This window comes from Rhizobium sp. O111 (assembly GCF_055616315.1).
This window is the reverse complement of the sequence record NZ_JBSHXL010000001.1, coordinates 3862508-3882372: the sequence shown is the minus strand read 5'-3', so window position 1 is coordinate 3882372 and position 19865 is coordinate 3862508. Positions and strand designations below refer to the sequence as shown.

The 19865-nt window shown below is 61.0% G+C and carries 22 protein-coding genes; 9 read left to right on the top strand and 13 right to left on the bottom strand.

Annotated elements, in window-relative coordinates; all coding sequences use genetic code 11:
- Window positions 1-45: 45 nt before the first annotated feature.
- Window positions 46-1035 (bottom strand): P-type conjugative transfer ATPase TrbB, encoded by a 990-nt coding sequence (trbB, locus tag ACVTFQ_RS19355; protein WP_470423957.1) that lies wholly within the window; start codon window positions 1033-1035, stop codon window positions 46-48.
- Between the two features lie 434 nt (window positions 1036-1469).
- Here trbB and ACVTFQ_RS19350 point away from each other — a divergent pair, with 434 nt between their 5' ends.
- Window positions 1470-1751 carry a helix-turn-helix transcriptional regulator gene (locus ACVTFQ_RS19350; protein WP_470423956.1) on the top strand — a complete coding sequence of 94 codons (282 nt, stop codon included), beginning with the start codon at window positions 1470-1472 and terminating at the stop codon, window positions 1749-1751.
- The gene (locus ACVTFQ_RS19345; RefSeq protein WP_470423955.1) at window positions 1741-3030 is read left to right on the top strand and encodes a type II toxin-antitoxin system HipA family toxin; all 1290 of its coding nucleotides are present in this window, start codon (window positions 1741-1743) and stop codon (window positions 3028-3030) included. Before ACVTFQ_RS19350 ends, ACVTFQ_RS19345 begins: the two co-directional genes overlap by 11 nt.
- A gap of 125 nt (window positions 3031-3155) precedes the next feature.
- Here the strand turns inward: ACVTFQ_RS19345 and ACVTFQ_RS19340 are convergent, their stop codons facing one another.
- Window positions 3156-3647, bottom strand: coding sequence for a PIN domain-containing protein (locus tag ACVTFQ_RS19340; RefSeq protein ID WP_470423954.1), 492 nt, complete (start codon window positions 3645-3647; stop codon window positions 3156-3158).
- A gap of 3 nt (window positions 3648-3650) precedes the next feature.
- Complete coding sequence (locus ACVTFQ_RS19335) at window positions 3651-4715, bottom strand: helix-turn-helix domain-containing protein (RefSeq protein ID WP_470423952.1); 1065 nt, start codon at window positions 4713-4715, stop codon at window positions 3651-3653.
- A gap of 201 nt (window positions 4716-4916) precedes the next feature.
- Here ACVTFQ_RS19335 and ACVTFQ_RS19330 point away from each other — a divergent pair, with 201 nt between their 5' ends.
- The 7 genes from ACVTFQ_RS19330 to ACVTFQ_RS19300 are packed head-to-tail and all read left to right on the top strand — an operon-like array spanning window position 4917 to window position 11154.
- Window positions 4917-5861: a CBASS oligonucleotide cyclase gene (locus ACVTFQ_RS19330; protein ID WP_470423951.1), complete on the top strand. Its 945-nt coding sequence runs from the start codon at window positions 4917-4919 to the stop codon at window positions 5859-5861.
- Between the two features lies 1 nt (window position 5862).
- Window positions 5863-6357 (top strand): HORMA-1 domain-containing protein, encoded by a 495-nt coding sequence (locus ACVTFQ_RS19325; RefSeq protein ID WP_470423950.1) that lies wholly within the window; start codon window positions 5863-5865, stop codon window positions 6355-6357.
- Window positions 6354-7250 (top strand): AAA family ATPase, encoded by an 897-nt coding sequence (locus tag ACVTFQ_RS19320; RefSeq protein ID WP_187786113.1) that lies wholly within the window; start codon window positions 6354-6356, stop codon window positions 7248-7250. Before ACVTFQ_RS19325 ends, ACVTFQ_RS19320 begins: the two co-directional genes overlap by 4 nt.
- Window positions 7250-8416, top strand: a complete 1167-nt coding sequence (locus ACVTFQ_RS19315) for a hypothetical protein (RefSeq protein WP_470423949.1) — start codon at window positions 7250-7252, stop codon at window positions 8414-8416. The genes ACVTFQ_RS19320 and ACVTFQ_RS19315 overlap by 1 nt, the downstream gene beginning before the upstream one ends.
- On the top strand, window positions 8413-8967 hold the full coding sequence (locus tag ACVTFQ_RS19310; RefSeq protein ID WP_470423948.1) for a 3'-5' exonuclease: 555 nt from the start codon (window positions 8413-8415) through the stop codon (window positions 8965-8967). Before ACVTFQ_RS19315 ends, ACVTFQ_RS19310 begins: the two co-directional genes overlap by 4 nt.
- 31 nt (window positions 8968-8998) lie before the next feature.
- Entirely contained in the window at window positions 8999-9175 is a 177-nt protein-coding gene (locus ACVTFQ_RS19305; RefSeq protein ID WP_470423947.1) for a hypothetical protein, read from the top strand.
- Between the two features lie 2 nt (window positions 9176-9177).
- A complete protein-coding gene (locus ACVTFQ_RS19300; RefSeq protein WP_470423946.1) occupies window positions 9178-11154 on the top strand; it encodes a tetratricopeptide repeat protein in 1977 nt (658 codons plus the stop codon).
- A 108-nt stretch (window positions 11155-11262) separates the two neighbouring features.
- On the opposite strand, the gene ACVTFQ_RS19295 is transcribed toward ACVTFQ_RS19300, so the two are convergent.
- The 10 genes from ACVTFQ_RS19295 to ACVTFQ_RS19250 form a co-directional block, all read right to left on the bottom strand.
- On the bottom strand, window positions 11263-11694 hold the full coding sequence (locus ACVTFQ_RS19295) for a CopG family transcriptional regulator (protein WP_470423945.1): 432 nt from the start codon (window positions 11692-11694) through the stop codon (window positions 11263-11265).
- 7 nt (window positions 11695-11701) lie between these two features.
- Window positions 11702-13690, bottom strand: a complete 1989-nt coding sequence (locus tag ACVTFQ_RS19290; protein ID WP_470423944.1) for a conjugal transfer protein TraG — start codon at window positions 13688-13690, stop codon at window positions 11702-11704.
- A 23-nt stretch (window positions 13691-13713) separates the two neighbouring features.
- Complete coding sequence (locus tag ACVTFQ_RS19285) at window positions 13714-15453, bottom strand: relaxase/mobilization nuclease domain-containing protein (protein ID WP_470423943.1); 1740 nt, start codon at window positions 15451-15453, stop codon at window positions 13714-13716.
- 244 nt (window positions 15454-15697) lie between these two features.
- Window positions 15698-16411, bottom strand: coding sequence for a lytic transglycosylase domain-containing protein (locus ACVTFQ_RS19280; protein WP_470423942.1), 714 nt, complete (start codon window positions 16409-16411; stop codon window positions 15698-15700).
- Window positions 16412-16415: 4 nt separating this feature from the next.
- On the bottom strand, window positions 16416-16751 hold the full coding sequence (locus ACVTFQ_RS19275; RefSeq protein WP_470423941.1) for a DUF736 domain-containing protein: 336 nt from the start codon (window positions 16749-16751) through the stop codon (window positions 16416-16418).
- Window positions 16752-16795: 44 nt separating this feature from the next.
- Window positions 16796-17341 carry a S26 family signal peptidase gene (locus ACVTFQ_RS19270; protein WP_470423939.1) on the bottom strand — a complete coding sequence of 182 codons (546 nt, stop codon included), beginning with the start codon at window positions 17339-17341 and terminating at the stop codon, window positions 16796-16798.
- Window positions 17338-17859: a DUF2840 domain-containing protein gene (locus ACVTFQ_RS19265; protein ID WP_470423938.1), complete on the bottom strand. Its 522-nt coding sequence runs from the start codon at window positions 17857-17859 to the stop codon at window positions 17338-17340. Before ACVTFQ_RS19265 ends, ACVTFQ_RS19270 begins: the two co-directional genes overlap by 4 nt.
- Entirely contained in the window at window positions 17856-18107 is a 252-nt protein-coding gene (locus ACVTFQ_RS19260; protein ID WP_354556051.1) for a ribbon-helix-helix protein, read from the bottom strand. The genes ACVTFQ_RS19265 and ACVTFQ_RS19260 overlap by 4 nt, the downstream gene beginning before the upstream one ends.
- Window positions 18100-18756 carry a ParA family partition ATPase gene (gene parA, locus ACVTFQ_RS19255; RefSeq protein WP_354556052.1) on the bottom strand — a complete coding sequence of 219 codons (657 nt, stop codon included), beginning with the start codon at window positions 18754-18756 and terminating at the stop codon, window positions 18100-18102. Before parA ends, ACVTFQ_RS19260 begins: the two co-directional genes overlap by 8 nt.
- Window positions 18753-19856: a replication initiator protein A gene (locus ACVTFQ_RS19250; RefSeq protein WP_470423937.1), complete on the bottom strand. Its 1104-nt coding sequence runs from the start codon at window positions 19854-19856 to the stop codon at window positions 18753-18755. The genes parA and ACVTFQ_RS19250 overlap by 4 nt, the downstream gene beginning before the upstream one ends.
- Between the last annotated feature and the right edge of the window lie 9 nt (window positions 19857-19865).

Below are 19865 nucleotides of genomic sequence, written 5' to 3'. Positions count from 1 at the left end.
GCAGGCGCAGGCCCACGGGGCGGGAAGGCTGAACAACAGGCATCATTAGGAGGCTCCTTCTTCTGGCTGGTGGAAAATCGTGGCGGAGACGATGCGGTAGTCGCCATCCGGGCCGAGGCCCTCGACGCGGGCGAGTTCGGTCAGCCGCCGTGCGGCACCACGACCGGAGAGCACGGCGACGAGATCAATCGTCTCGGCGATCAGCGCGCGTGGGACTGTGACGACGGCTTCCTGAATGAGCTGTTCCATCCGTCTCAGTGCGCCGATGGCAGACCCGGCGTGGATCGTGCCGACACCGCCGGGATGGCCAGTGCCCCAGGCCTTCAAGAGGTCGAGGGCTTCGGCACCGCGCACTTCGCCGACCGGAATGCGGTCGGGGCGCAGGCGAAGCGACGAGCGGACGAGATCGGAGAGCGAGGCGACACCATCCTTCGTCCGCATGGCGACGAGGTTGGGCGCAGCGCATTGCAGTTCGCGTGTGTCTTCGATGATGACCACGCGATCAGAGGTCTTGGCGACTTCCGCCAGCAGAGCGTTGGCCAGTGTCGTCTTGCCGGTCGAGGTGCCACCGGCGACGAGGATGTTGGCGCGAGAGGTCACGCCTTCGCGTAGCGTCTCTGCCTGTGCCGCCGACATAATCCCGGCCGCGACGTAGTCTTCGAGCGTGAACACAGCGACGGCGGGCTTGCGGATGGCGAAGGCAGGGGCTGCGACAACGGGCGGCAACAATCCCTCGAACCGTTCGCCTGTCTCGGGCAGTTCGGCCGAAACGCGCGGGGCGCCGGAATGGACCTCGGCGCCGACATGGTGCGCGACCAGGCGCACAATGCGCTCCCCATCGGCGGGCGACAGGCGTTCCCCCGTATCTGATAACCCTTCAGAGAGTCGGTCGATCCAGATGCGTCCATCAGGGTTCAGCATCACCTCGACGACAGAGCCATCTTCCAGAAACCGGGCGATGGCCGAGCCAAGCGCCGTGCGCAGCATCCGTGCGCCGCGCGCGAGGCCTTCCGAATTGTGATGTGAAGCGGCCATTCGATCCCCATTTCTGCCGCGAGCGAACAAACGCTTTGGGCACGGGGATGATTAAGAGAGCCAGATTTTGGGCGGGCTCAACAGATTTTCGTCGTCGTAGGGATGTGGCGTGCAAATACAGGAAAACGGCGGACCTGTGTGCCTCTTGTTTTCGGAAGGCACCTCATCAAGGATGGGCTATGGTCGCCTTCGTCTACCTTGTCATCGCTATCGAGAGCCTTGCGTAGGCCGTACGTACATAAATGTGCCCGATATAAACTTCATAAAGGCGTTTTGTGACGCCCATAGCGGTCATTCATTGAAAATTCGAAGATTATGTGTTATGTGCCTTTTATATCAGGCATGAAGGATATTCATGACCGGCATAAGAGGCAATATTGATGGTTTCCACCATTCGAACCTATTCGCGTGCAACGCAGGAGGCGCTCGTCCTCATGGGCGGGCAGATCAAGCTTGCCCGTAAACAGCGCAAGATGTCGGAAGCCGATCTTGCGGAGCGCATCGGGATTGCCCGCAGCACCTTGCAGATGATTGAGAAGGGAAGCGCCAAGGCGGAAATCGGACTGGTGTTCGAAGCGGCTCATCTGGTTGGAGTGCCGTTGTTTGTCAGTGAGCCATCGGCCCTTGCCACCCAGATTGCCCGCGTCGAGGACAAGCTGGCGCTGCTGCCTCAGTCGATCCGCCGCCCGCGCACGGAGGTGAAGGATGACTTCTGAGCGCAAGACAGGCGATCGGCAGAGTTCAAGAGCGCTGCCGCGTGAGGCCTATGTGTGGATCTGGTTGCCGGGAAGCACGGAACCTGTCGTCGCCGGACGTCTTGCCCGCGATGGCGACCTTCATGTTTTCAACTACGGCCAATCCTATCTGGAACGTCCCGACGCGATCCCGATCTATCTGCCGGAATTGCCGTTGCAGCGCGGCGCGCTCGTCCCGCAGGCGCCGCTCGACATGTCCGGCGCCTTGCGCGATGGATCGCCCGATGCCTGGGGGCGACGGGTCATCATCAATCGACTGACGGGTCTGAAGGGCGTTGACGCACAAGCGGTCGAATTCGATGAACTGACCTACATGCTGAATTCTGGCTCCGACCGCATCGGAGCCCTGGATTTTCAGGCGTCGCCCGATCGTTATGAGCCACGTGAAGCCGAAAATGCAACTCTTGAAGAGTTGCTGGAAGCGGCCGAGCGCGTCGACCGAGGTGAGCCTATTCCGCCACCACTCGACAAGGCTCTATTTCATGGCAGCTCCATCGGCGGTGCCCGGCCAAAGGCGTTGATCACCGATGGCGAGGACAAGTTCATCGCCAAATTCTCGGCGACGAATGACACCTATGCCATTGTCAAGGCGGAATACGTGGCGATGCGGCTGGCCGATGTGGCCGCAGGGCTCGACGTCGCGCCTGTCAGGCTCGTCAAGGCCAATGGCAAGGACGTGCTGCTGGTCAAGCGCTTCGATCGCACACGCACAGACAAGGGCTGGGCGCGGAGAGCGATGGTCTCGGCGCTGACCATGTTCGGCTTGTCCGAAATGCAGGCACGATATGCCAGCTATCGCGATCTTGCCGAGATTATCCGCGCGCGTTTTACCGAGCCGAAGGAAACGCTGAGGGAGTTGTATGGGCGTATGGTGTTCAATGTTCTATCGGGCAACACCGACGATCATGCTCGCAACCACGCAGCCTTCTGGGACGGCGCATCGCTGTCGCTTACGCCCGCCTACGACATCTGCCCCCAGCCGCGCACCGGTCGCGAGGCCAATCAGGCCATGCTGATCGGGGAGGACGATCGGCGCAGCCGCCTGGAAACCTGCCGCGCCGCGGCGTCCGCCTTCTTGTTGGGAGCCGCGGATGCGGATGCAATCATAGACGCACAGGTCGAAGGTATCCGGGCAGCGTGGGGCGACATTTGCGATGAGGCGGAACTCAGCGCTGTCGACCGGGCGTTTCTTTGGGAACGGCAGTTCCTGAACAAATATGCTTTTGATGGATTAATGTAGAAGGCTTTTATTCCGTCGAGAATTTATAGCGCGAAAATAAATCTAAATAATATCAATGTGATCCTTTTCTGTTCTCATGTGCATATGCAAATGGCCTGTGGTGCTGGGTGCGCCTACGAACTCGGCTACCCAGCAAAGCGAGCCAGCCGCCGCCGCACCTCACTTACGGGCAAGCGGCATCTGGGGTGCGCGAAAAGATTGCTCAGGCCAGCATGCAGCCGATCAAAATCGACATGGTCACCGTCCGCAAGTTGGTCGAACAGCCAAAGGACTCCGAGCATATCGACCTGTTCGGTGATGGCGAGCCCGCGTAGCGTACCATCACCTGTCAGTAGCCCCCATCTGCGCGACTCGGCGATGGCGAACGCAAATGTGTCCGGAACCGAAAGCTGGGTGTACTGCCGGTTTACGGCAGTGGCGCGTCGGAGTTCGACGGACGTGAGCTCCTCAATGCGCAGGCCAAGCTGAAGCAGCATGTCGCCGAGTTCACCAGCAAGCTCTCTCTCGAACAAAAGGTCCGGTACGGCAAACTCGAACGGCAAAAGGAACATTTCCTCAAGCAAGTTTGCCCTTTCGAGGTCAATCAGTACCGATGTATCGGAGACGAGGATTGGCACAGGTCAAACTGCCACCTGATCGAGCCGTTTGTCGAGTTCGCGCACGGAAATTCCCAGAAGTTCGGCGGCCCGTGATTCACCGATCACGCCTTCCGCAAGGGCGCGGTAGCAAAGACGCTCGAAGCGATGAGGCTCTTCCACCTCCGGTGCGAGACTCTCGGGCTCCTCATAGGGAGCCGTCCGCCATCCCCGTTCGGCGAATATCTTGAACAGCCGCGCACATGCTGACGAGTTGATGATACCGAGATCCTTGCAGCGATAGGCGAGCGCCTGAATGCTCACGCCAAAGCGTTTCTTCACGGCGACCAGTTCACCGATGCTAATCGACGAGCGATGGGCACCTATTTCCGCACGCAGAACGTCCGCCGGCATCAGGAAAGCACCTGCGAACCGATGCGCGGCCTTCTCCTCATCGACGCCATTCGACGGGGCGATGACCATGTGGCCGAGTTCATGTGCCAGATTGAACCTCTTTCGCTCGGACCATGTACTCCGCTTGACGACAATCACACGCGCAGCATCGCGTTCTTTACGGCGCACCTTGGCGGCAAGACCGTCGACATTGTCGAGATCAAGCGAAAGCACCTTGATACCGCGCTCTTCCAGAAGCTCGGCAAGCTGTGGAATCGGATCATTGCCAAGGCCCCAATCCTCGCGAACCGAGCGGGCCGCGTCTTCCGCATCGCGTATCTCCGCAACCGGGTGAGGCGCGCTGCGCGGCTGCTCCCATTCAACGCTTCGCATATGAAGCATGTCTTCTACTGCGAGGTAGCGCTCCAGCATATGGATGGCACGAGCCTCAAGCGCCGCTTCTTCTCTGGACGACGTTCCGACCTTTTTGCGGAAATCCACGCCTTCGAGCGAAAGCTCGTCCTCGCTCAGAAGATATTCCTCCGAGACGTTGAGCGCCTTTGCCAGCGCGATCAGCACTCGCGAACTCGGCATATCCTCGTTGCGCTCATATTTTCCGATCGCTTGGGCGGACACGAGGCCGTCCATCGCATCCGCGAGCGCGCGCAGCGAGAGGCCCGACGCCGATCGAGCGACCTTGAGCTTGTTTCCGATCATGGCGGCCTCCTTGCGTGATGCGGTTTCCATATCTAGAATATGGGGCCATTTTTGTAAACCAAAACCTCTTGAAACACGGTTAATGATCCCCCATCTGAGTTTCATGGTCGGATATCCGACACTTTTGTAAACCGTTTTGCGTCGATGCGGGGCCGGCCTGTCCCGATCGCTTCGATCAGTGTCAGGCCCACAGGAACAATCATGGCTCTCACGAACACCGAGCTTCGCTATTATGACAGCAATGTGCTCCGCCTTCCGGCGGACAGACGCAAGGAATATCACGCACAGGTCGATCGGCTGATCGAGGAACTACGCAAGAGCGTCAAGGACAAGACCGAGATAAAGATCACCAAGGTCGTGAAGGCCGGCTCCTTTGCCAAGTTCACGATCCTGCGCAAGACGACGTATGATCCCGTCGACGTCGATGTCGTGTTTTACATTTCCGGCCGTGACGCGAGCAAGGAAACCCTCGATAGCCTGAGCACCACGATCTACGACCTGCTGATCAAGATCTACCCGAACAAGTCGGTCGAGGATTTCGAGATCCAGCGCAAGGCGGCGACCGTTACCTTCGTCGGCACAGGATTGAGCGTCGATATCGTGCCGGTAATCGAAGACGAGAGCCGTGCCGGCTATGGCTGGCAGTTCGATATCCACGACGGTTCAAAGATCCAGACCTGCGCGCCGTGCCAAATCCAGTTCGTGCGCGACCGCAAGAACCAGGACGGCGATTTCCGCACACTGGTGCGGATGGCGAAGAAATGGCGCAACTATGCAGAGATCAAACCGCTCAAATCTTTCGCCATCGAACTGATCATGGCGCATGTACTCGCCTCACAAGGCAAAGATGGCAGCATCGAGCAGCGCTTCCGCAATTTTCTGCTCTACATCGCCCAATCCGGCCTCAAGGATCAGATCAGCTTTCCCGAAAACACGCTGCCGCTGGGGACCTTCTCCGATCCGGTGGTGATCTACGATCCAGTTTACAGCTTCAACAACGTCACCAGCCGAATTTCCGAGGCTGAGCGAAAGGAGATCGTTGCAGCGGCTCAGGAGGCTTGGGAGACGGTGAATTTCGCATCGGTCGAGGACGACGATGCAGTCTGGAAAGAGGTCTTCGGGCCGGGCTTCAAGGTGGAGGACTGACATGAGCCAGACGAGAACGGCTTCGGCCACCTACACGACAACCGATATCGAAAACGTCGTCCGGCGCGTGAAGGCAGATCTGGCCATGATCGCCGACAGCACCGGCGGATGGACGCCTCAGAAGGCCGCGGATTACGCCCATGATGTCGAGGTGCTCGCCAAGGCGGGCTATCTCGCCTGGGTGGATGTAACCCTGCTGCAAAACGGCGTCGAGCTGAAGGCCGTTCGCTTCAATGTCGATACCGACGCGGGAACGCTGAGCACCAGCCGTCCCGGCGGTGTGCTGTGGCCGCGTGTCACCGGCGCCGAACTGCGGGTCGTAATCAGTTACACCGATGCCTACACGAGCGCGGCCCGCGAGGCGACGCGGAGCAAGCTCAAGATCGGCTGGACTACCTCCCATGCCGACACCAGCCACTCCAGCCTCAGTTCGTCCGGTGGCCGCAACTATGTCAGCAGCACCTACGGGATGCAGAGGAAGGATTGGGCCGCATGAGCCAGCCAGGTATTTTTGACAGCGAAATTGCGCTTCCGAGCGATACCCTGGCCAAGCGCGAGAAGAGCCTGCTTGGCTTCGATCAGCGCTATGTCCGCGTTCACGACCAGCTTCGTCTCTTGCTGAATGTCGGCGCACTGGGCGAATGGAACAGGAAACACCACGGCGGGAAGCTTTCGCTATGCGATCTGGTCGCCGAGCAATATCCGCTGGTGATCTTCCACGGTGATGTCGGTACCGGCAAGACGGCCATGGCGGAATGCATCGCAAACCGCCTTGTGGCCGAGGCGCGCAGTTCGGATTCGATGCTGTTCAAGCTGTCGAACCGGGTGCGCGGCAACGGCATGGTCGGCGAAATGGGCACCTTGATCGCCGAAGCCTTCCGAAAGGTCACGCAGTCGGCCGGCAAAACCCGGCGCGCGATCCTGATCATCGATGAAGGCGACAGCCTGGCGGCGTCCCGCGCACAGGATCACAGCCATCATGAGGACAAGGTGGCGGTGAACACCCTGATTCAGGGTATTGACGATCTCAGGCAATATGGCGGGCGGATCGTGGTGATCCTCTGCACCAACCGCCTATCGGTACTCGATCCCGCCCTGCGCCGGCGTGCGGCCATTATCGAGACGTTTGCCCGCCCCAGCGATGCCGAGCGCCAGCAGCTTTTCCAGATGGACCTTGCCGGTCTCGGGCTCGCTCAGCCTCAACTCGCTGAGTTGACGCGGCTGACGGGCGCGCGGGATCGCCATCCGGCCTGGACATATTCGGATATTCGGACACGGCTCTATCCTGCGGCCCTCGCCAAGGCCTATCCCGACCGGCCCTTAAGCTTCGCGGACCTGACGGCGGTCGCGTCCACCCTTCATGCGTCTCCGGTCATGGAGGACAAATAATGGCTCGATCTCCCCTGTTCGGACGCCGCATCCACATTTCCGGCAGCGTCGTCAACGATCTGACGCTCGCTCCGACGGCCGACGTTGAGGCAGCGCGCGAACTGGTCGCCCTGCTGGTCAAGGAACTGGTCAAGCGTGGTGCCAACTTCGTCATTCCCGTCGACGCTGAGCCCAAGCGGAACGTTGATGGGCTGCCTGTGTGTTTCGACTGGCTGGTCTGGAAGGCGGTGAAAGACAATCTCATCCACCGCCCCCAGAACGTGCCGGGGCCTTTCATCGTCGCCGTGCAACACCACAAAACCGAGGAGCAGATACCCGACGAGTATCTCGACCTTTGGGACGAGCTTCGTGCGTCCCAACTGATCAAGATCGAGAGCGCCGCCTATTGGAACATGAACAGCAAGCGCATGGAGGCGCAGGCGCGTTTCGGCGATGTGCTGATTGCACTCGGGGGCGATGAAGGGGTTCTGTATCTCGCGAACCTCTATCACGATGCCGGCAAGCCGATCGTCCCCCTGAACCTTCCGATTGGCGCCGAAACGAAGGGTGCGCGCCGGCTTTACGCCTTTGGCCTCGCCAGTGCCCAGACGCGCCGCCTGTTCCAGATTGCCGATGACGGCGATGCGCATGACTGGATCAACCGCATCGGGTTTCCGAAACGGCAGGGGATTCCCGATCGCGTTTCCGCCGTGATCGACCTGCTCGAATCTATCGACCGCCCGAAGGCGTTCGCCGTGCGCCTGCTGAACCCCGACCATGAAGATTACGCGAGCGTGCAGGATTTCTTCGACGTTGTGGCAAAGCCGGTGCTCGAAGATGAACTTGGCTATCGTTTGATCGTTATCGACGGACGGCAGTCCTATGATCATGCGCGGATCGATCAGGAAATCTTTGCCAAGCTCCATCGCAGTAGCGTCGTGCTGGCCGATATCACTGGCGCTCGGCCGAACTGCTTTCTCGAACTGGGCTACGCTCTGGGTCGCGGCCTGCCCACCATGGTCACGGCGCGGGAGGGGGCCTCCCTGCCGTTCGATATCACCACATTCGCTGGTCACCATTGGAAGGCGAGCGGCAGTGCCGACGAACGCCGGCGCGCGTTCAAAGAACACTGGAACGCGATCCGCAACCGCCCAACCCTTGTTCCTACGGAGCCATTGATATCATGACCGAAGCACGGGAAATATTCGTCTCGGTTGATGTCGAGACATCAGGTCCAATCCCAGGCGAGTACAGCCTGTTATCGATTGGTGCCTGCTCCGCCTTTGATCCTGACAACGGCTTCACCTGTGAGGTTAAGCCGATCACAGACAAATTCGATCCAAAGGCTTTGGAAGTGACTGGGCTTTCCATGAAAGAGCTCAAGAACCGGGGCCTTGAACCCAAAATGGCGATGGATTCATTCTCGGTCTGGCTGTCAAGCCTGGCTGGGCCTGACGATACGGTCATATTCGTTGGCTTTAATGCGCCATTCGACTGGTCCTTCATCAACTACTATTTTCATCGCTTCGCCGGAAGAAATCCGTTCGGCTTCACAGCTTTGGACATCAAGGCGCTCTATATGGGGGCAACAGGGTGTTCGTGGCGTGATACTCGATCCAGCGAAATCGCGTTACATCTTAAACCCAAGCTCTCCGGGACGCATGACCCTTTGGAAGATGCTCGATACCAAGCAGAGATTTTTCGCTTGCTAAGGCGTCAGATTATGAGACGTGACTAGGATGCGAGGAAATTACGATTACCCATCGGACTTGACTCGATTTCTCAATTTCTTGGGGTCGACCGCGCATGTCCGGATCGCCTACTGCGCTCCGGTGGCCGCCACGGCGCTTGAGCGTGCCAACCTGCCCGACTTCAACGAGACCTGGCTGAAGTGGTCGGCAAAAGCAGGCGCAACTGACTTCGCCTTCGTTACGCGCAAGGGGTAGGGATGGCCGACGATCTAGACCACCTCGACGACTTGCCGAAGCGTGACGCCAATCATGTCGTGGAAGAGAAGGCGGAAACGGCCTTCCAGGGGCGCCTCACGGCGAGCGGTCGCTTCATCCTCCAGCGCGCAGATCGAAAGGACTATGGTACGGACTGCGAGCTCGAAGTCGTCGACCAGGAGCAAGCGACCAACGTCAGGATTCACGTGCAGCTCAAAGGGACAGAGCGCCCGCTCAACGCTGATGGCTCTCTCAGCATTGAGGTAAGCCGCTCAAACCTGAATTACCTGCTGATGCACCCGCACAGCTTCTACTCCGCTTACCACATCCCGACGTCGTCGCTGCGCATCTGCCCAGCGGAGACAGTTCTCCACCAATACGAGCACGCAGGAAAAAACTGGACCCACCAGCAATCGCTCACCGTAAAATTTACCGACGAACTGACGAACATGCGGCTGGACCGGCTTGCCACTTTAGCTCGATCCGCGGCGCGGACGGCGCGCGATCGTCGGATCGAGCAGACTCGCGCAGCGTCTGGCGATGTCGCTGGCCTCGTTCGGCGCTATGTTCCGGATATCCATGTTCCGGACGATCCGGCCCTAGCCGGCCAACTCCTTGCACATCTCTACAACCAGGACGCTGACGTGGTGATCAGCGCGGCGTTCGATCGGTTCGTGGCGGTGCTCGGGGTGGGCAGCGAAGCCATCGGCCCCGCCTACATGGCTGAGGTCAACCTAGGGATGGCTGGGATAAGTCGGTCGCGCGTCCGGATCGAAGCCGCCGTGACTTTTTTCAGGAATCAGCTCGACCTGGGTCGCTACGAGCGGGGTAGCCTTTACTACACGGTCGGCAATGCCTTCTCTGCGCTCGGCCAGGAGGTCGACGCCAAGGCCGCCTATGAGTCGGCTCTCGCCGACCCCGTGTTCGCCAATTCGCCGGACCTAGCATCCCAAGGCCACAAGAACCTCGGGACGAGCTTTGAGCGGCTCGGAGATGAGGAGCGAGCAGTCGAGAACTATCGCGAAGCCTTGCGGCTGAACCCACACCTTCCTGAAGCGCACAATGCCTTGGCCCTGTCCTACGTGCGTCAGGGCGAGTGGAGGCATGCCCTCACGCATTTGGATCAGGCCGTCTTTACCGATCCTACGCGCGTCAAGGCAGCCGGCGTTGCGGGGTGGCGAGCCAACGTGCTCTTTAACATGGGAGAGGGGAGCGCGGCGTTCCGTGAGATCAATGGCCTCCTTGCGCAAGCTGATTGTGAACCATGGATCTGGCCATTTTTAGCACGGCTGGTGGCGAGCTTCGGTCGGGCGACGACGGAGAATGCGCGCCAAGCGCTTGGCTTCTGGCACCGCTATGTCGGTGCCCACCCCGAGAGCTCCGGAGGCCGTCGCGAGCTGCTGTTGTCGACTTTGTACTTGAGAGCGGAGGGACAGGATGTTGGCCGGAATTACGCGGAATTCCGTGCAGAGTTCATCCGCCAAATCGAGCACATAGACGACAAGGATCAAAGCGCCTTCTTATGGGATCGACTTGGGCACTGGGCGCAAGATGATGCGAACTGGATCGAGGCAGAGTCCTGCTTTCGGAAGGCCTACGATCTGGCAGGCGGTCACTATGGTTACTGTCTCGGAACGGCCCTTAACTTTCTTGGTCGGTTTGAAGAGAGCCTGCCAATCCTGCGCGAACAGGCCGAGGGCATCCAGCCTGATGCCATGAGCTGGTTTCAGCTTGGAGCGGCCTACGGCGACCTTGGGCATTCTGCGCAAGCCATCGACGCTTATGAGAAGGCCCTTGTGCTGGATCCCGACTACGATCTGGCGATGTTTAATCTCGGCGGTGCTTACTGGAACATGGGTGAGAAGATTCAGGCGTTAGCTATTTGGACGATGGCCATTGAGCGCTTTCCGGATCATGAACTTGCTCATAAACTCCGGCGTGAGATACCTGCTGTTTTTTGGCCAGAACGAGACCAATAATTCCGGTCTATGACGGCGCCGGAATTCCGGAATTCGAGGAAAGCTTCTACCCTTGTTCATTTTTAGAAAGATGTCGCTGACTTGAGTCTTCTGCTCGAACCTATTTTGTCATGTTGAATCCACGCCACCCACATCTTCCGAAATCTCCTGCCGGAGCTGCGGCCCCTTGGCGAGCCGCCGTCCGAGTGCGGTGACAAAGGCTTCGTAACGTTCGCCGGTCTTGGCTCTGGCCGCCTGCGCAGCGGGTTCGGGCAGGGCCGGGGTCGTCGACAACCAGAAGCGCACGAACACTGCCAGGGTCTCGACCGAAATCCCGACATCGCGTTCGAGGCGTGCGATGCGACGATCGATCTGATCGAGGCGCTTGGCGAAGGCTGCTTCCTGTCGCTCGGCTGCATCAGGTGAGAGGAAGGATTCGATCGCGGCTTCGGCGATGAGCGACCTCGACTGGTCCCGCCGCGCCGCATGTTCGACGAGACGTTTCATGACGGCGGGTTCGAGATAGACGGAAAGGCGTTGCTTGCGGGGTGATTTCGTCATGTGCGCCTCACAGGTCCATGGCGTCATCGGGATCGAGCGAGACCTGACGCGCCACGCCCTGCATGACACGGGACAGGCGGCTACTGCGGACGGCGTCTTCATCCGTCTCGTCCGGCAGGTCAATTTCGAATTCGTTGCTGATCGGGGCTTTCTTCTCGACCGGCGTGACGCGGTTGAGTTCCGGCTGATGTCGACGCTCGGATTCGGTTGGATCTTCGTCACCTTGATCGCTACCTGTCGGAAGAGGCGCGGAAACGTCCGGATTGGCCGGCACCGGCAAGCCTGTCCAGTCGTCGGGCCGCCCAACCGCTGAAGCGGCCAGCTTGGGCGGGGGCAGAAGGCGTTCTTTGAAACGGGCATCCTCGTAGTACCGGGCCTTTTTCGCGCGGATGGGCGCAAGGCCCGCCGCCATGACGATCTCGTCGGTCGGCGGCAGTTGCATGATTTCGCCGGGGGTAAGGAGGGGACGTGCCGTCTCAGAGCGTGAGACCATCAAATGTCCGAGCCAGGGCGAGAGCCGGTGCCCGGCATAGTTTTTCATGGCCTTCATTTCTGTGGCGGTGCCGAGCGCATCCGACACGCGCTTGGCGGTTCGCTCGTCATTGGTGGCGAAGCTGACACGGACATGGCAGTTGTCGAGGATCGAGTTGTTCGCGCCATAGGCCTTTTCGATTTGGTTCAGCGACTGGGCAATCAGAAAGCTCTTGAGGCCGTAGCCCGCCATGAAGGCCAGTGCGCTCTCGAAGAAATCGAGCCGCCCCAGCGCCGGAAACTCGTCGAGCATCAGGAGTAGGCGGTGCCGTCCGGCCTTGGCCTGCAAATCCTCGGTCAGACGGCGCCCGACCTGGTTTAGGATCAGACGGATGAGCGGCTTGGTCCGGGCGATGTCTGACGGCGGGACGACGAGATAGAGGGTTGCCGGATGTTTCGCGGCGACCAGATCCGTGATCCGCCAGTCGCAGCGGCGAGTGACCTCAGCAACGACCGGATCGCGGTAGAGCCCGAGAAACGACATGGCGGTGGAGAGCACGCCCGAGCGCTCATTGTCGGACTTGTTGAGGAGTTCGCGTGCCGCGCTGGCAATGACGGGGTGCGGACCGGCTTCTCCCAGATGTGCGGTTTTCATCATGGTTGCGAGCGTCGACTCGATCGGACGGCGGGGATCGGACAGGAAGGCGGCGACACCGGCCAGTGTCTTGTCAGGCTCGGCATAGAGGACATGCAGGATGGCCCCGACCAGCAAGGCGTGGCTGGTCTTTTCCCAATGGTTACGCTTTTCAAGGGAGCCTTCGGGGTCAACAAGGATGTCCGCGATATTCTGAACGTCACGCACCTCCCATTCCCCGCGGCGTACCTCGAGCAGCGGATTATAGGCTGAGGATTTGGCGTTGGTCGGATCGAAGAGCAGAACGCGGCCATGCCGGGCGCGGAAGCCGGCTGTGAGCTGCCAGTTTTCGCCCTTGATGTCATGGACGATGGCCGAGCCGGGCCAGGTCAGCAGGGACGGGACGACGAGGCCGACCCCCTTGCCGGATCGGGTCGGGGCAAAACAGAGGATGTGTTCGGGGCCGTCGTGGCGCAGATAGTGCTCGTAATAGCAGCCGAGCACGACGCCATCGTGCCCCAAAAGACCGGCCGCCTTCACCTCTTCGGGTTCGGCCCATCGGGCGGAGCCGTAGGTCTCGACCTTCTTGGCCTCGCGCGCCCGCCAAACCGACATGCCAATGGCGACGGCTGCCGCGATCAGGCCGCCGGACGCGGCGATGTAGGCGCCTTCGACAAAGATCGGCGGCGCGTAGGCGTCATAGGCATACCACCACCAGAAGAAGGCAGGCGGCAGGTAAAAGGGAAAGCCGAAGAGCTTGAACCATGGCTCGCCGAGTTCCGGTTGGAAGGCCAGCCGCCACGCCACCCATTCGGTTGCGCCCCAAACGCAGAAAAGGACAATCGAGAGAACGGTGAGGATCTGGCCCCAGAGAATTTTGGTTGCGGACATCGGTTTTGTCTTTCCTCAGAAGGTCAAAGGCCAATCCCGCGCTTGCGGGCAAAGCTCCAGTCGATACCGCCATCGGCGCGAGTGATGCCCGAGACATGGCGGTCGAGATGTTTTTCGAGTGAGGGCGTCCAGGGCACGAGCTGGAAGCCGAGACCGTCATCGATCATGGCGAAGCGGCCGGAGGCGAGCGTGAGCCGGCGGCGATAATCGCCGGTCACATAGTCGCCGGTCCCCGAAGCTTTGAACGGTCGGCCCGTCTCGATTGCGAGCGCTCGACCTGCCTGTTCGAGTTCCTGGCTTCGCAGGGTTTCGATCAGACCTTGCGTAAACATCACCTGGCTGTCGCGACGCTCCGCAAGGCCTTGTGCGACGAGATGATCGGCGCGGGCCTGCAGGGCCTGACGTACCTCCGCGCCGAAGCCGCTGTCGGAGAGCGCATGCGGATCACGGGCTATGTTCTGACGATCGAGCCAGGTTGCACCGGACGCGGTGATTTGCCGATCAATGTCGTAGTCCGATCGCACCGCGAGTGCCGCACGACGCTGGCCGTTGGCGTCGTCGAATTTGCGCAGCTCGACGATCGAACCGGGTGCGCTATCCCCAGCGGCATCGAGGTTGGAAAGCTTGATGTGATGGGTGCGTCCGTCAACACCATCGACCACGGCATAGGCGGTGCCCTTCAGCTCGTCATTGAGCCCGCGGGCGACGAGCCGCCCGACAATCGTGTCATCAAGACTTTCACCGGCGAGGACGAAACTCGCTGACCCACGTTCAATGCCGTGATCTGTCAGCGCTCGGTGCATGCGCTTGATGATGTCGCCGCGCTCACCAAGCGCCCGCAAGGTGGCTTCTGCCTTGTCATCGATGATCCATTGACCGGCGCCGACCTCTTGGGCGAGGCCGAGTGTTTCGAGTTTGCGCAGCCGGCCGATTTTCTGGGGGTGGAATTCGTCGGGCCGCTCGGCACTGGCGGGCGCCATATCGATGATGCCATGGGCGTCACGATCACGGGACAGCTGGCGATCGAGCTGGGTCCAATGTTCGGCGTCAATCTGGGCGATCAGGTTGCGGCGGATGTCGAGGTCTGTACGCGGCCCCAGCTCCTGAGTGACGAGATCGGCCGCGCGGGCGCGCATGCCATCTTTGATATAGTCGCGGGCGATAACGAGGTCCTGGCCATCGTCAGCGCATCCACGCAGGATGACATGCACATGCGGATTGTCGGTGTTCCAGTGATCGACGGCTGCCCAGTCGAGCTTGGTGCCGAGATCCTTTTCCATCTCGCCCATCAGGTCGCGGGTGAAGGATCGCAGATCGGCCATGTCCGTCGCGTCCTCCGGAGAGACGATGAAGCGGAAATGATGACGGTCGCCATCTGCCCGCTCGGCAAAGGCCTGCCCATCCACCTCTGTCTCGCCCGGACCGAAGAGATGCGCCTTTTCCCCGTCTCGGGTCACACCATCGCGGCGTAGATAATTAAGGTGGGTGGTGAGCGGTGTGGCGCGGGCGCTGTGGCGGACCACACGGGTCTTGATGACAACGACGCGGGAACGGCCGGTCAGAAGGTTATTGGCGCGCACGCTCGCGGTCCGGCCGCGGCCAAAGGTCGAGCGGGTGCCGGCGCTGATGCGGCCAGAGCGGGACACATGGCCGCCAGCCTTCTGGGCCGCTGCCAGGGCCTGAGCGATGAAGGGCCGTGTGGCTTGCGTGCCGGAACTGCGCACGCGGCCAGGACGGATACGGAAGTCCTCGTCTCCACTCATCGCAAAACTCCAGCACATCGCGACAAGGTGTTGATTTTACGAAAGAAATGGAGGTTCTGCGAGGTGCTAAACTTCATCGCACCTCGCAAAAGTGATGCGTAACCCACTGAAAACAAACGACCGACAAAGCCCGCACATCGCGGCCTTTTATCTCGCCATCCTTCGGTCGTGTTGCCAGGCTTCGACCTCAGCGCACGCTTCTCTACGCCGGTGTCCGCTATCGTGCGATCAGGAACCCGTGTGCTCATGGTGTGCTTCCTGCACTAGCGCGGGCGACAAACAGGCCATCAGACTGCGGCTCGATGGCGGAAACATCGTGCACATCCGTTGTCGCCTGAGCCTGCGAAGACGGACGCTTTTCCGGTATGGGAATGGCGGTCTGGTGGGGGGCGTTCTGCGCGATGAACAGCGGCGCCTGTGTCCAGGTGACGGCATTCGAGGGGGCCGCCAAGGTGCTGTCCGATGGTCCGTTGGCATCGAGCGATTGCGCTACGAGTGCGACATAGGCGCGGGTTTCGCTCGGCAGTATTTGGCCCTTGAGCGAGGCTTCATAGCGTCCGGGGCCAGCATTATAGGCGGCGATCCAGCCGGGCGAGCCGTAACGGTCGAACAGTTCCCGGATATAGGCTGTGCCTGCGATGATATTGTCATGCGGATCGTAAGGATCGGCGCCCAATCTGTGCCTTGCACGCAGTTCCTCCCATGTCGCGGGCATGATCTGCATCGGGCCCATCGCGCCCTTGGGCGAGCGCGCTCGGCGGTCGCCAGCGCTTTCCGCCTCCAGTACGGCGCTTATCCAGCTCGCGGGAAGCTCAAACCGGGCAGCGGCCTCGGCAATATGATCGGCATAGGAACCGCCGGGCGATTGAGCGATCGATGGCGGCGGATCGGCAAGCGCAGGGCTTGGCGGTGGGCTCAGAAGAACGATGCCGGAAAGGAGAAGAGGGAGCAGGCGCATGGAGTCAGTCCCGTCCTTCGCGCTTTTGCGGGCGGTTCCAATGCAGCGACCAGGCGTGACCGGCGTCATCGTCGCGGAAGAGATTGGCGCGGATCGGCTGCGGCAGCAGCGGGTCATCGAGAGCCAAGGCGATGAATTCGCCCGCACGTTCGCCGGTACGTTTCCATCCAGCTCCGGCTTCCGGGCCGTCCTCGGTATCGAGGTGGACACGGTAGTCCGGCGCGCCTTCCGTGTCGGACGGGACAATGGCGACGATCACCAGCTCCGCGCTCAGCATGAGCGTGCGGATGTGGCCGGAAAACCCCGAAGGGGTGCGCGTAAACTGTCCGATCTGTGTCATGGAAACCTCCTGTGAATGTTGGAAGAAGACGGCAACGCGGGCGTTCAAGGCGCTGTTGAGCGCCAGATGAAGTCGCCCGTTCCGGTAGGATCGGTGTAGAGAGGCTGCGCCTTGCCGAGCACGTCCGTGACCGGCAGCGGGCCGAAATAGCGGCTATCGAGGCTGTCACGGGCGGCGGGGTTAAGCAGAAAAACCGCGTTCGGAGCGATGTGCTGGCAGCCCTGCCAGACCGGCAATTCACGACCGCGACTGTCGCGGTCGAGTGCCGCGGCGGCGAAACGTCCATCGATCATGATGTCGCGGCCGATCCGGCAGACCTGTTGCCCGGAAAGGGCCGCGATGTGTTTCAGAAGGGGGATGCCACGACCGATATAGCGGCGCTCGACCATGAAATCTTCGAGCGCCTCGTCTGGTCTGACGACCACCAGATCGCCGATCTGGAGCTTGCTGGCCGGGCCAACAGCATAGAGGCCGATGGGCGCACTGGCTGTGGCGTTCCAGAGGAGTTGCATCGGCATAGCGGAAAAGGTGGTGATGCCGAACGTTGCAAGGGCCGTGGCGGCCGCCAGAAGATAAAGGATGCGCTTCATTGGCTGACCTCATGTCGTTTGAGCCATGCCCGATGACGCGCCAGCGTGTAGGGGCGTGGCGGTTCGCCGGTCGCGAGGCGATTGTGGAGATGACGCCAGTGATCGGGCGCAACGGCGCACGGGTCGATCCGCAAGGCCTCAATGGCGTCGATGTGGCTCAAAACCCGTTCGACCTTCGGCCAGCTCGCCACATGCAGCAGGATGTCGCCACCGGGCACCACGGAAGGCACGGTCTGGAATACGTAGCCGGGTCGCACGGTGCGCACGACGTAGAGATGCGAACTCACCGTGCCGAACCTGTTCGCCGCCCAGCGGATGAGCGCGAAGACGCTCTCCGGCGCGAAGCTGACGCAGCGTCGGCGGCGGTCGATCAGGCGTTCGGAGGTCTCATGGCCGAAGCGTATCCAGTGTTCGATCTGCTTCTCGATCCACACCAGCTCGACCTCGGTGAGTTCTGTGGCCTGCGCAGATGCTGGCCCAGCCTGGCGGATCGCTTGGCTTCCGGCTATCACGCTCATGACGGCTCTCTGGCGTCGTCTGGAAACTCCCGCGCGAGGAGATCGCGCAGCATGTCGGCAACGGTCATGCCCCGGCGGAAGGCGGCGATCTTGATGCGCCCGCGCATGTCCGGCGTGACGTCGATGGTCAGACGTGCGGTGTTGAGCGCGCTATCAGCGCCGCGCGCTGGCGCATCAGGCGCCTTGATCCAGCTCTCCGGATCGGCTGGCCGGGCGGCGAAGCCGCGACGGGACGGGCGCTCAGCCATGACACACCCTCCCGGCAGCAAGGCTCGTGATGTCATCGACGAGCTGGGCAACTTCTCGCGCGGCTGGCCCTTCAGGGTCGAGTTCCTGCACCAGCTGTCCAGATTGGGCGGCGGCGGCAAAGACGATGCGCTGGCCGATGGTTGCGCCGAGCACCGGCGGGTCATGATCGGCAAGACCGTCAGCGGTTTCACGCGCCAGTATGGTGCGCGCCGCACAGCGATTGAGGACGAAACGGGCGGCAAGCTCCGGACGATAGATGCGGGCTTCCTTGAGCAGGGCGAGCATTTCAGCGGAAGCCCAGCCGTCGAGCGGTGAAGGCTGTACCGGGATCAGCACCAGGTCTGCCGCCAGAAGCGCCGAGCGCATCAATCCGGCGACACGGGGCGGACCATCGATGACGACGTGGTCGGCGCTGCGGGCAAGTTCCGGTGCTTCACGGTGGAGCGTATCGCGGGCCAGTCCGATCACACCGAAGAGCCGTGGCAGGCGTTCATGCTCGCGTTGCTGCGACCAGTCCAATGCCGAGCCCTGCGGGTCGGCGTCGATGAGGGTGACGCGCTGGCCCTTTCGCGCCCATTCGCCTGCCAGATGCAGCGCCAGCGTCGTCTTGCCGACGCCACCTTTCTGATTGAGGAGAGCCACGATCATCGCGCTTCTCCCGAACGGTCTGGAGACTGGCTCTTGGTGATCGGTTTTCCGGCGCTTTCCTGGGCGTCAAAGGCATCGTCAGATGGGTTTTCCCCATCGCGCGCGCGCATCAAGAAGTTAGATTCTGAGTTAGATTCTAAGTTAAGGGGGCGATTTCCGCTTTTATGTCCGTAGTTTAGACCCTGTTTGGGTTCCTGATAGCACGAGAGGGCGGTTCCTGATGGCACGTGTCCGAGGGTTCCCGATGGCACGAGGCTATCCACAGCCTGTCCACAGGCGGGATGAGGTTCGAAGGCGAGTAGCATTCGTCCGCCAACCTCGACCTCCAGAAACAGCGTGTAGCCCGGCAGGGGCTGACGGCGCACGATGTCACGCAGCTCGAAGGCGAAGCGCTTGAACGGCGATAGAGCGCCGGATTTCTGGTGCAGGTGACGGAAGTCGAACCGCCAGCCGTTGCGCTGCCGGCCGCCATGCTTGCGCACAAGGCGATAGAGCCAGCGGTCAAGCCCGCCAGTCAGATCGAAATAGGCCCGGTCAATGGTGAGGATGAGGGCGTTGTCGAGCACGGCCTGATAGAACCAGTCAGGAACGATCAGCTCGATGCCGTCTGGGCGACCGGTCCGATCCGTGCGCTCCTTCCATTCGTTGATCCAGGAGAAGCGATGGCGGCGGCCTTCCGCTGCCTGACGGATGGAGGTGCTGACCGTCGTCGATTGCAGGCGGTCGAGTGCTGCCTTGAGGCGCTGATAGTCGCGAAGCGATGTGCCGCGACCGATGAAGGTGAGAATCTCATAGGGTGTCGCCGCCATGAGCCGCGAGGTCCGTAAGCCGGAATCGCGGGCTTCAACGATCTGGCTTGCCGCCCAGATCAGGATGTCGGCATCCCAGATGGTCGCCATGCCGTGATCGGGCACGGCCTCGACGCGGATCGAGACCGCGCCCGCGACGAAGTCGATAGGCGTGACGCGATGTGATTTGGACAGGGAGAAGAAGGGATAGGCCATGAGATCCTGCGCATCTCTTGGCGCGAAATCGCCAGGGAGTGCCCGAAAGAGATCGAGCTGCCCACGTTCCGAAAGGGTTCGATGCCGCGCCGACATTGGACAACG

Bases quoted from the DNA above. Each gene is read 5' to 3' on its own strand.
- trbB (WP_470423957.1), bottom strand. From the start codon at position 1,035: ATGGCCGCTTCACATCACAATTCGGAAGGCCTCGCGCGCGGCGCACGG.
- ACVTFQ_RS19350 (WP_470423956.1), top strand. From the start codon at position 1,470: ATGGGCGGGCAGATCAAGCTTGCCCGTAAACAGCGCAAGATGTCGGAA.
- ACVTFQ_RS19345 (WP_470423955.1), top strand. From the start codon at position 1,741: ATGACTTCTGAGCGCAAGACAGGCGATCGGCAGAGTTCAAGAGCGCTG.
- ACVTFQ_RS19335 (WP_470423952.1), bottom strand. From the start codon at position 4,715: ATGATCGGAAACAAGCTCAAGGTCGCTCGATCGGCGTCGGGCCTCTCG.
- ACVTFQ_RS19330 (WP_470423951.1), top strand. From the start codon at position 4,917: ATGGCTCTCACGAACACCGAGCTTCGCTATTATGACAGCAATGTGCTC.
- ACVTFQ_RS19325 (WP_470423950.1), top strand. From the start codon at position 5,863: ATGAGCCAGACGAGAACGGCTTCGGCCACCTACACGACAACCGATATC.
- ACVTFQ_RS19320 (WP_187786113.1), top strand. From the start codon at position 6,354: ATGAGCCAGCCAGGTATTTTTGACAGCGAAATTGCGCTTCCGAGCGAT.
- ACVTFQ_RS19315 (WP_470423949.1), top strand. From the start codon at position 7,250: ATGGCTCGATCTCCCCTGTTCGGACGCCGCATCCACATTTCCGGCAGC.
- ACVTFQ_RS19310 (WP_470423948.1), top strand. From the start codon at position 8,413: ATGACCGAAGCACGGGAAATATTCGTCTCGGTTGATGTCGAGACATCA.
- ACVTFQ_RS19300 (WP_470423946.1), top strand. From the start codon at position 9,178: ATGGCCGACGATCTAGACCACCTCGACGACTTGCCGAAGCGTGACGCC.
- ACVTFQ_RS19295 (WP_470423945.1), bottom strand. From the start codon at position 11,694: ATGACGAAATCACCCCGCAAGCAACGCCTTTCCGTCTATCTCGAACCC.
- ACVTFQ_RS19290 (WP_470423944.1), bottom strand. From the start codon at position 13,690: ATGTCCGCAACCAAAATTCTCTGGGGCCAGATCCTCACCGTTCTCTCG.
- ACVTFQ_RS19285 (WP_470423943.1), bottom strand. From the start codon at position 15,453: ATGAGTGGAGACGAGGACTTCCGTATCCGTCCTGGCCGCGTGCGCAGT.
- ACVTFQ_RS19280 (WP_470423942.1), bottom strand. From the start codon at position 16,411: ATGCGCCTGCTCCCTCTTCTCCTTTCCGGCATCGTTCTTCTGAGCCCA.
- ACVTFQ_RS19275 (WP_470423941.1), bottom strand. From the start codon at position 16,751: ATGACACAGATCGGACAGTTTACGCGCACCCCTTCGGGGTTTTCCGGC.
- ACVTFQ_RS19270 (WP_470423939.1), bottom strand. From the start codon at position 17,341: ATGAAGCGCATCCTTTATCTTCTGGCGGCCGCCACGGCCCTTGCAACG.
- ACVTFQ_RS19265 (WP_470423938.1), bottom strand. From the start codon at position 17,859: ATGAGCGTGATAGCCGGAAGCCAAGCGATCCGCCAGGCTGGGCCAGCA.
- ACVTFQ_RS19260 (WP_354556051.1), bottom strand. From the start codon at position 18,107: ATGGCTGAGCGCCCGTCCCGTCGCGGCTTCGCCGCCCGGCCAGCCGAT.
- parA (WP_354556052.1), bottom strand. From the start codon at position 18,756: ATGATCGTGGCTCTCCTCAATCAGAAAGGTGGCGTCGGCAAGACGACG.
- ACVTFQ_RS19250 (WP_470423937.1), bottom strand. From the start codon at position 19,856: ATGTCGGCGCGGCATCGAACCCTTTCGGAACGTGGGCAGCTCGATCTC.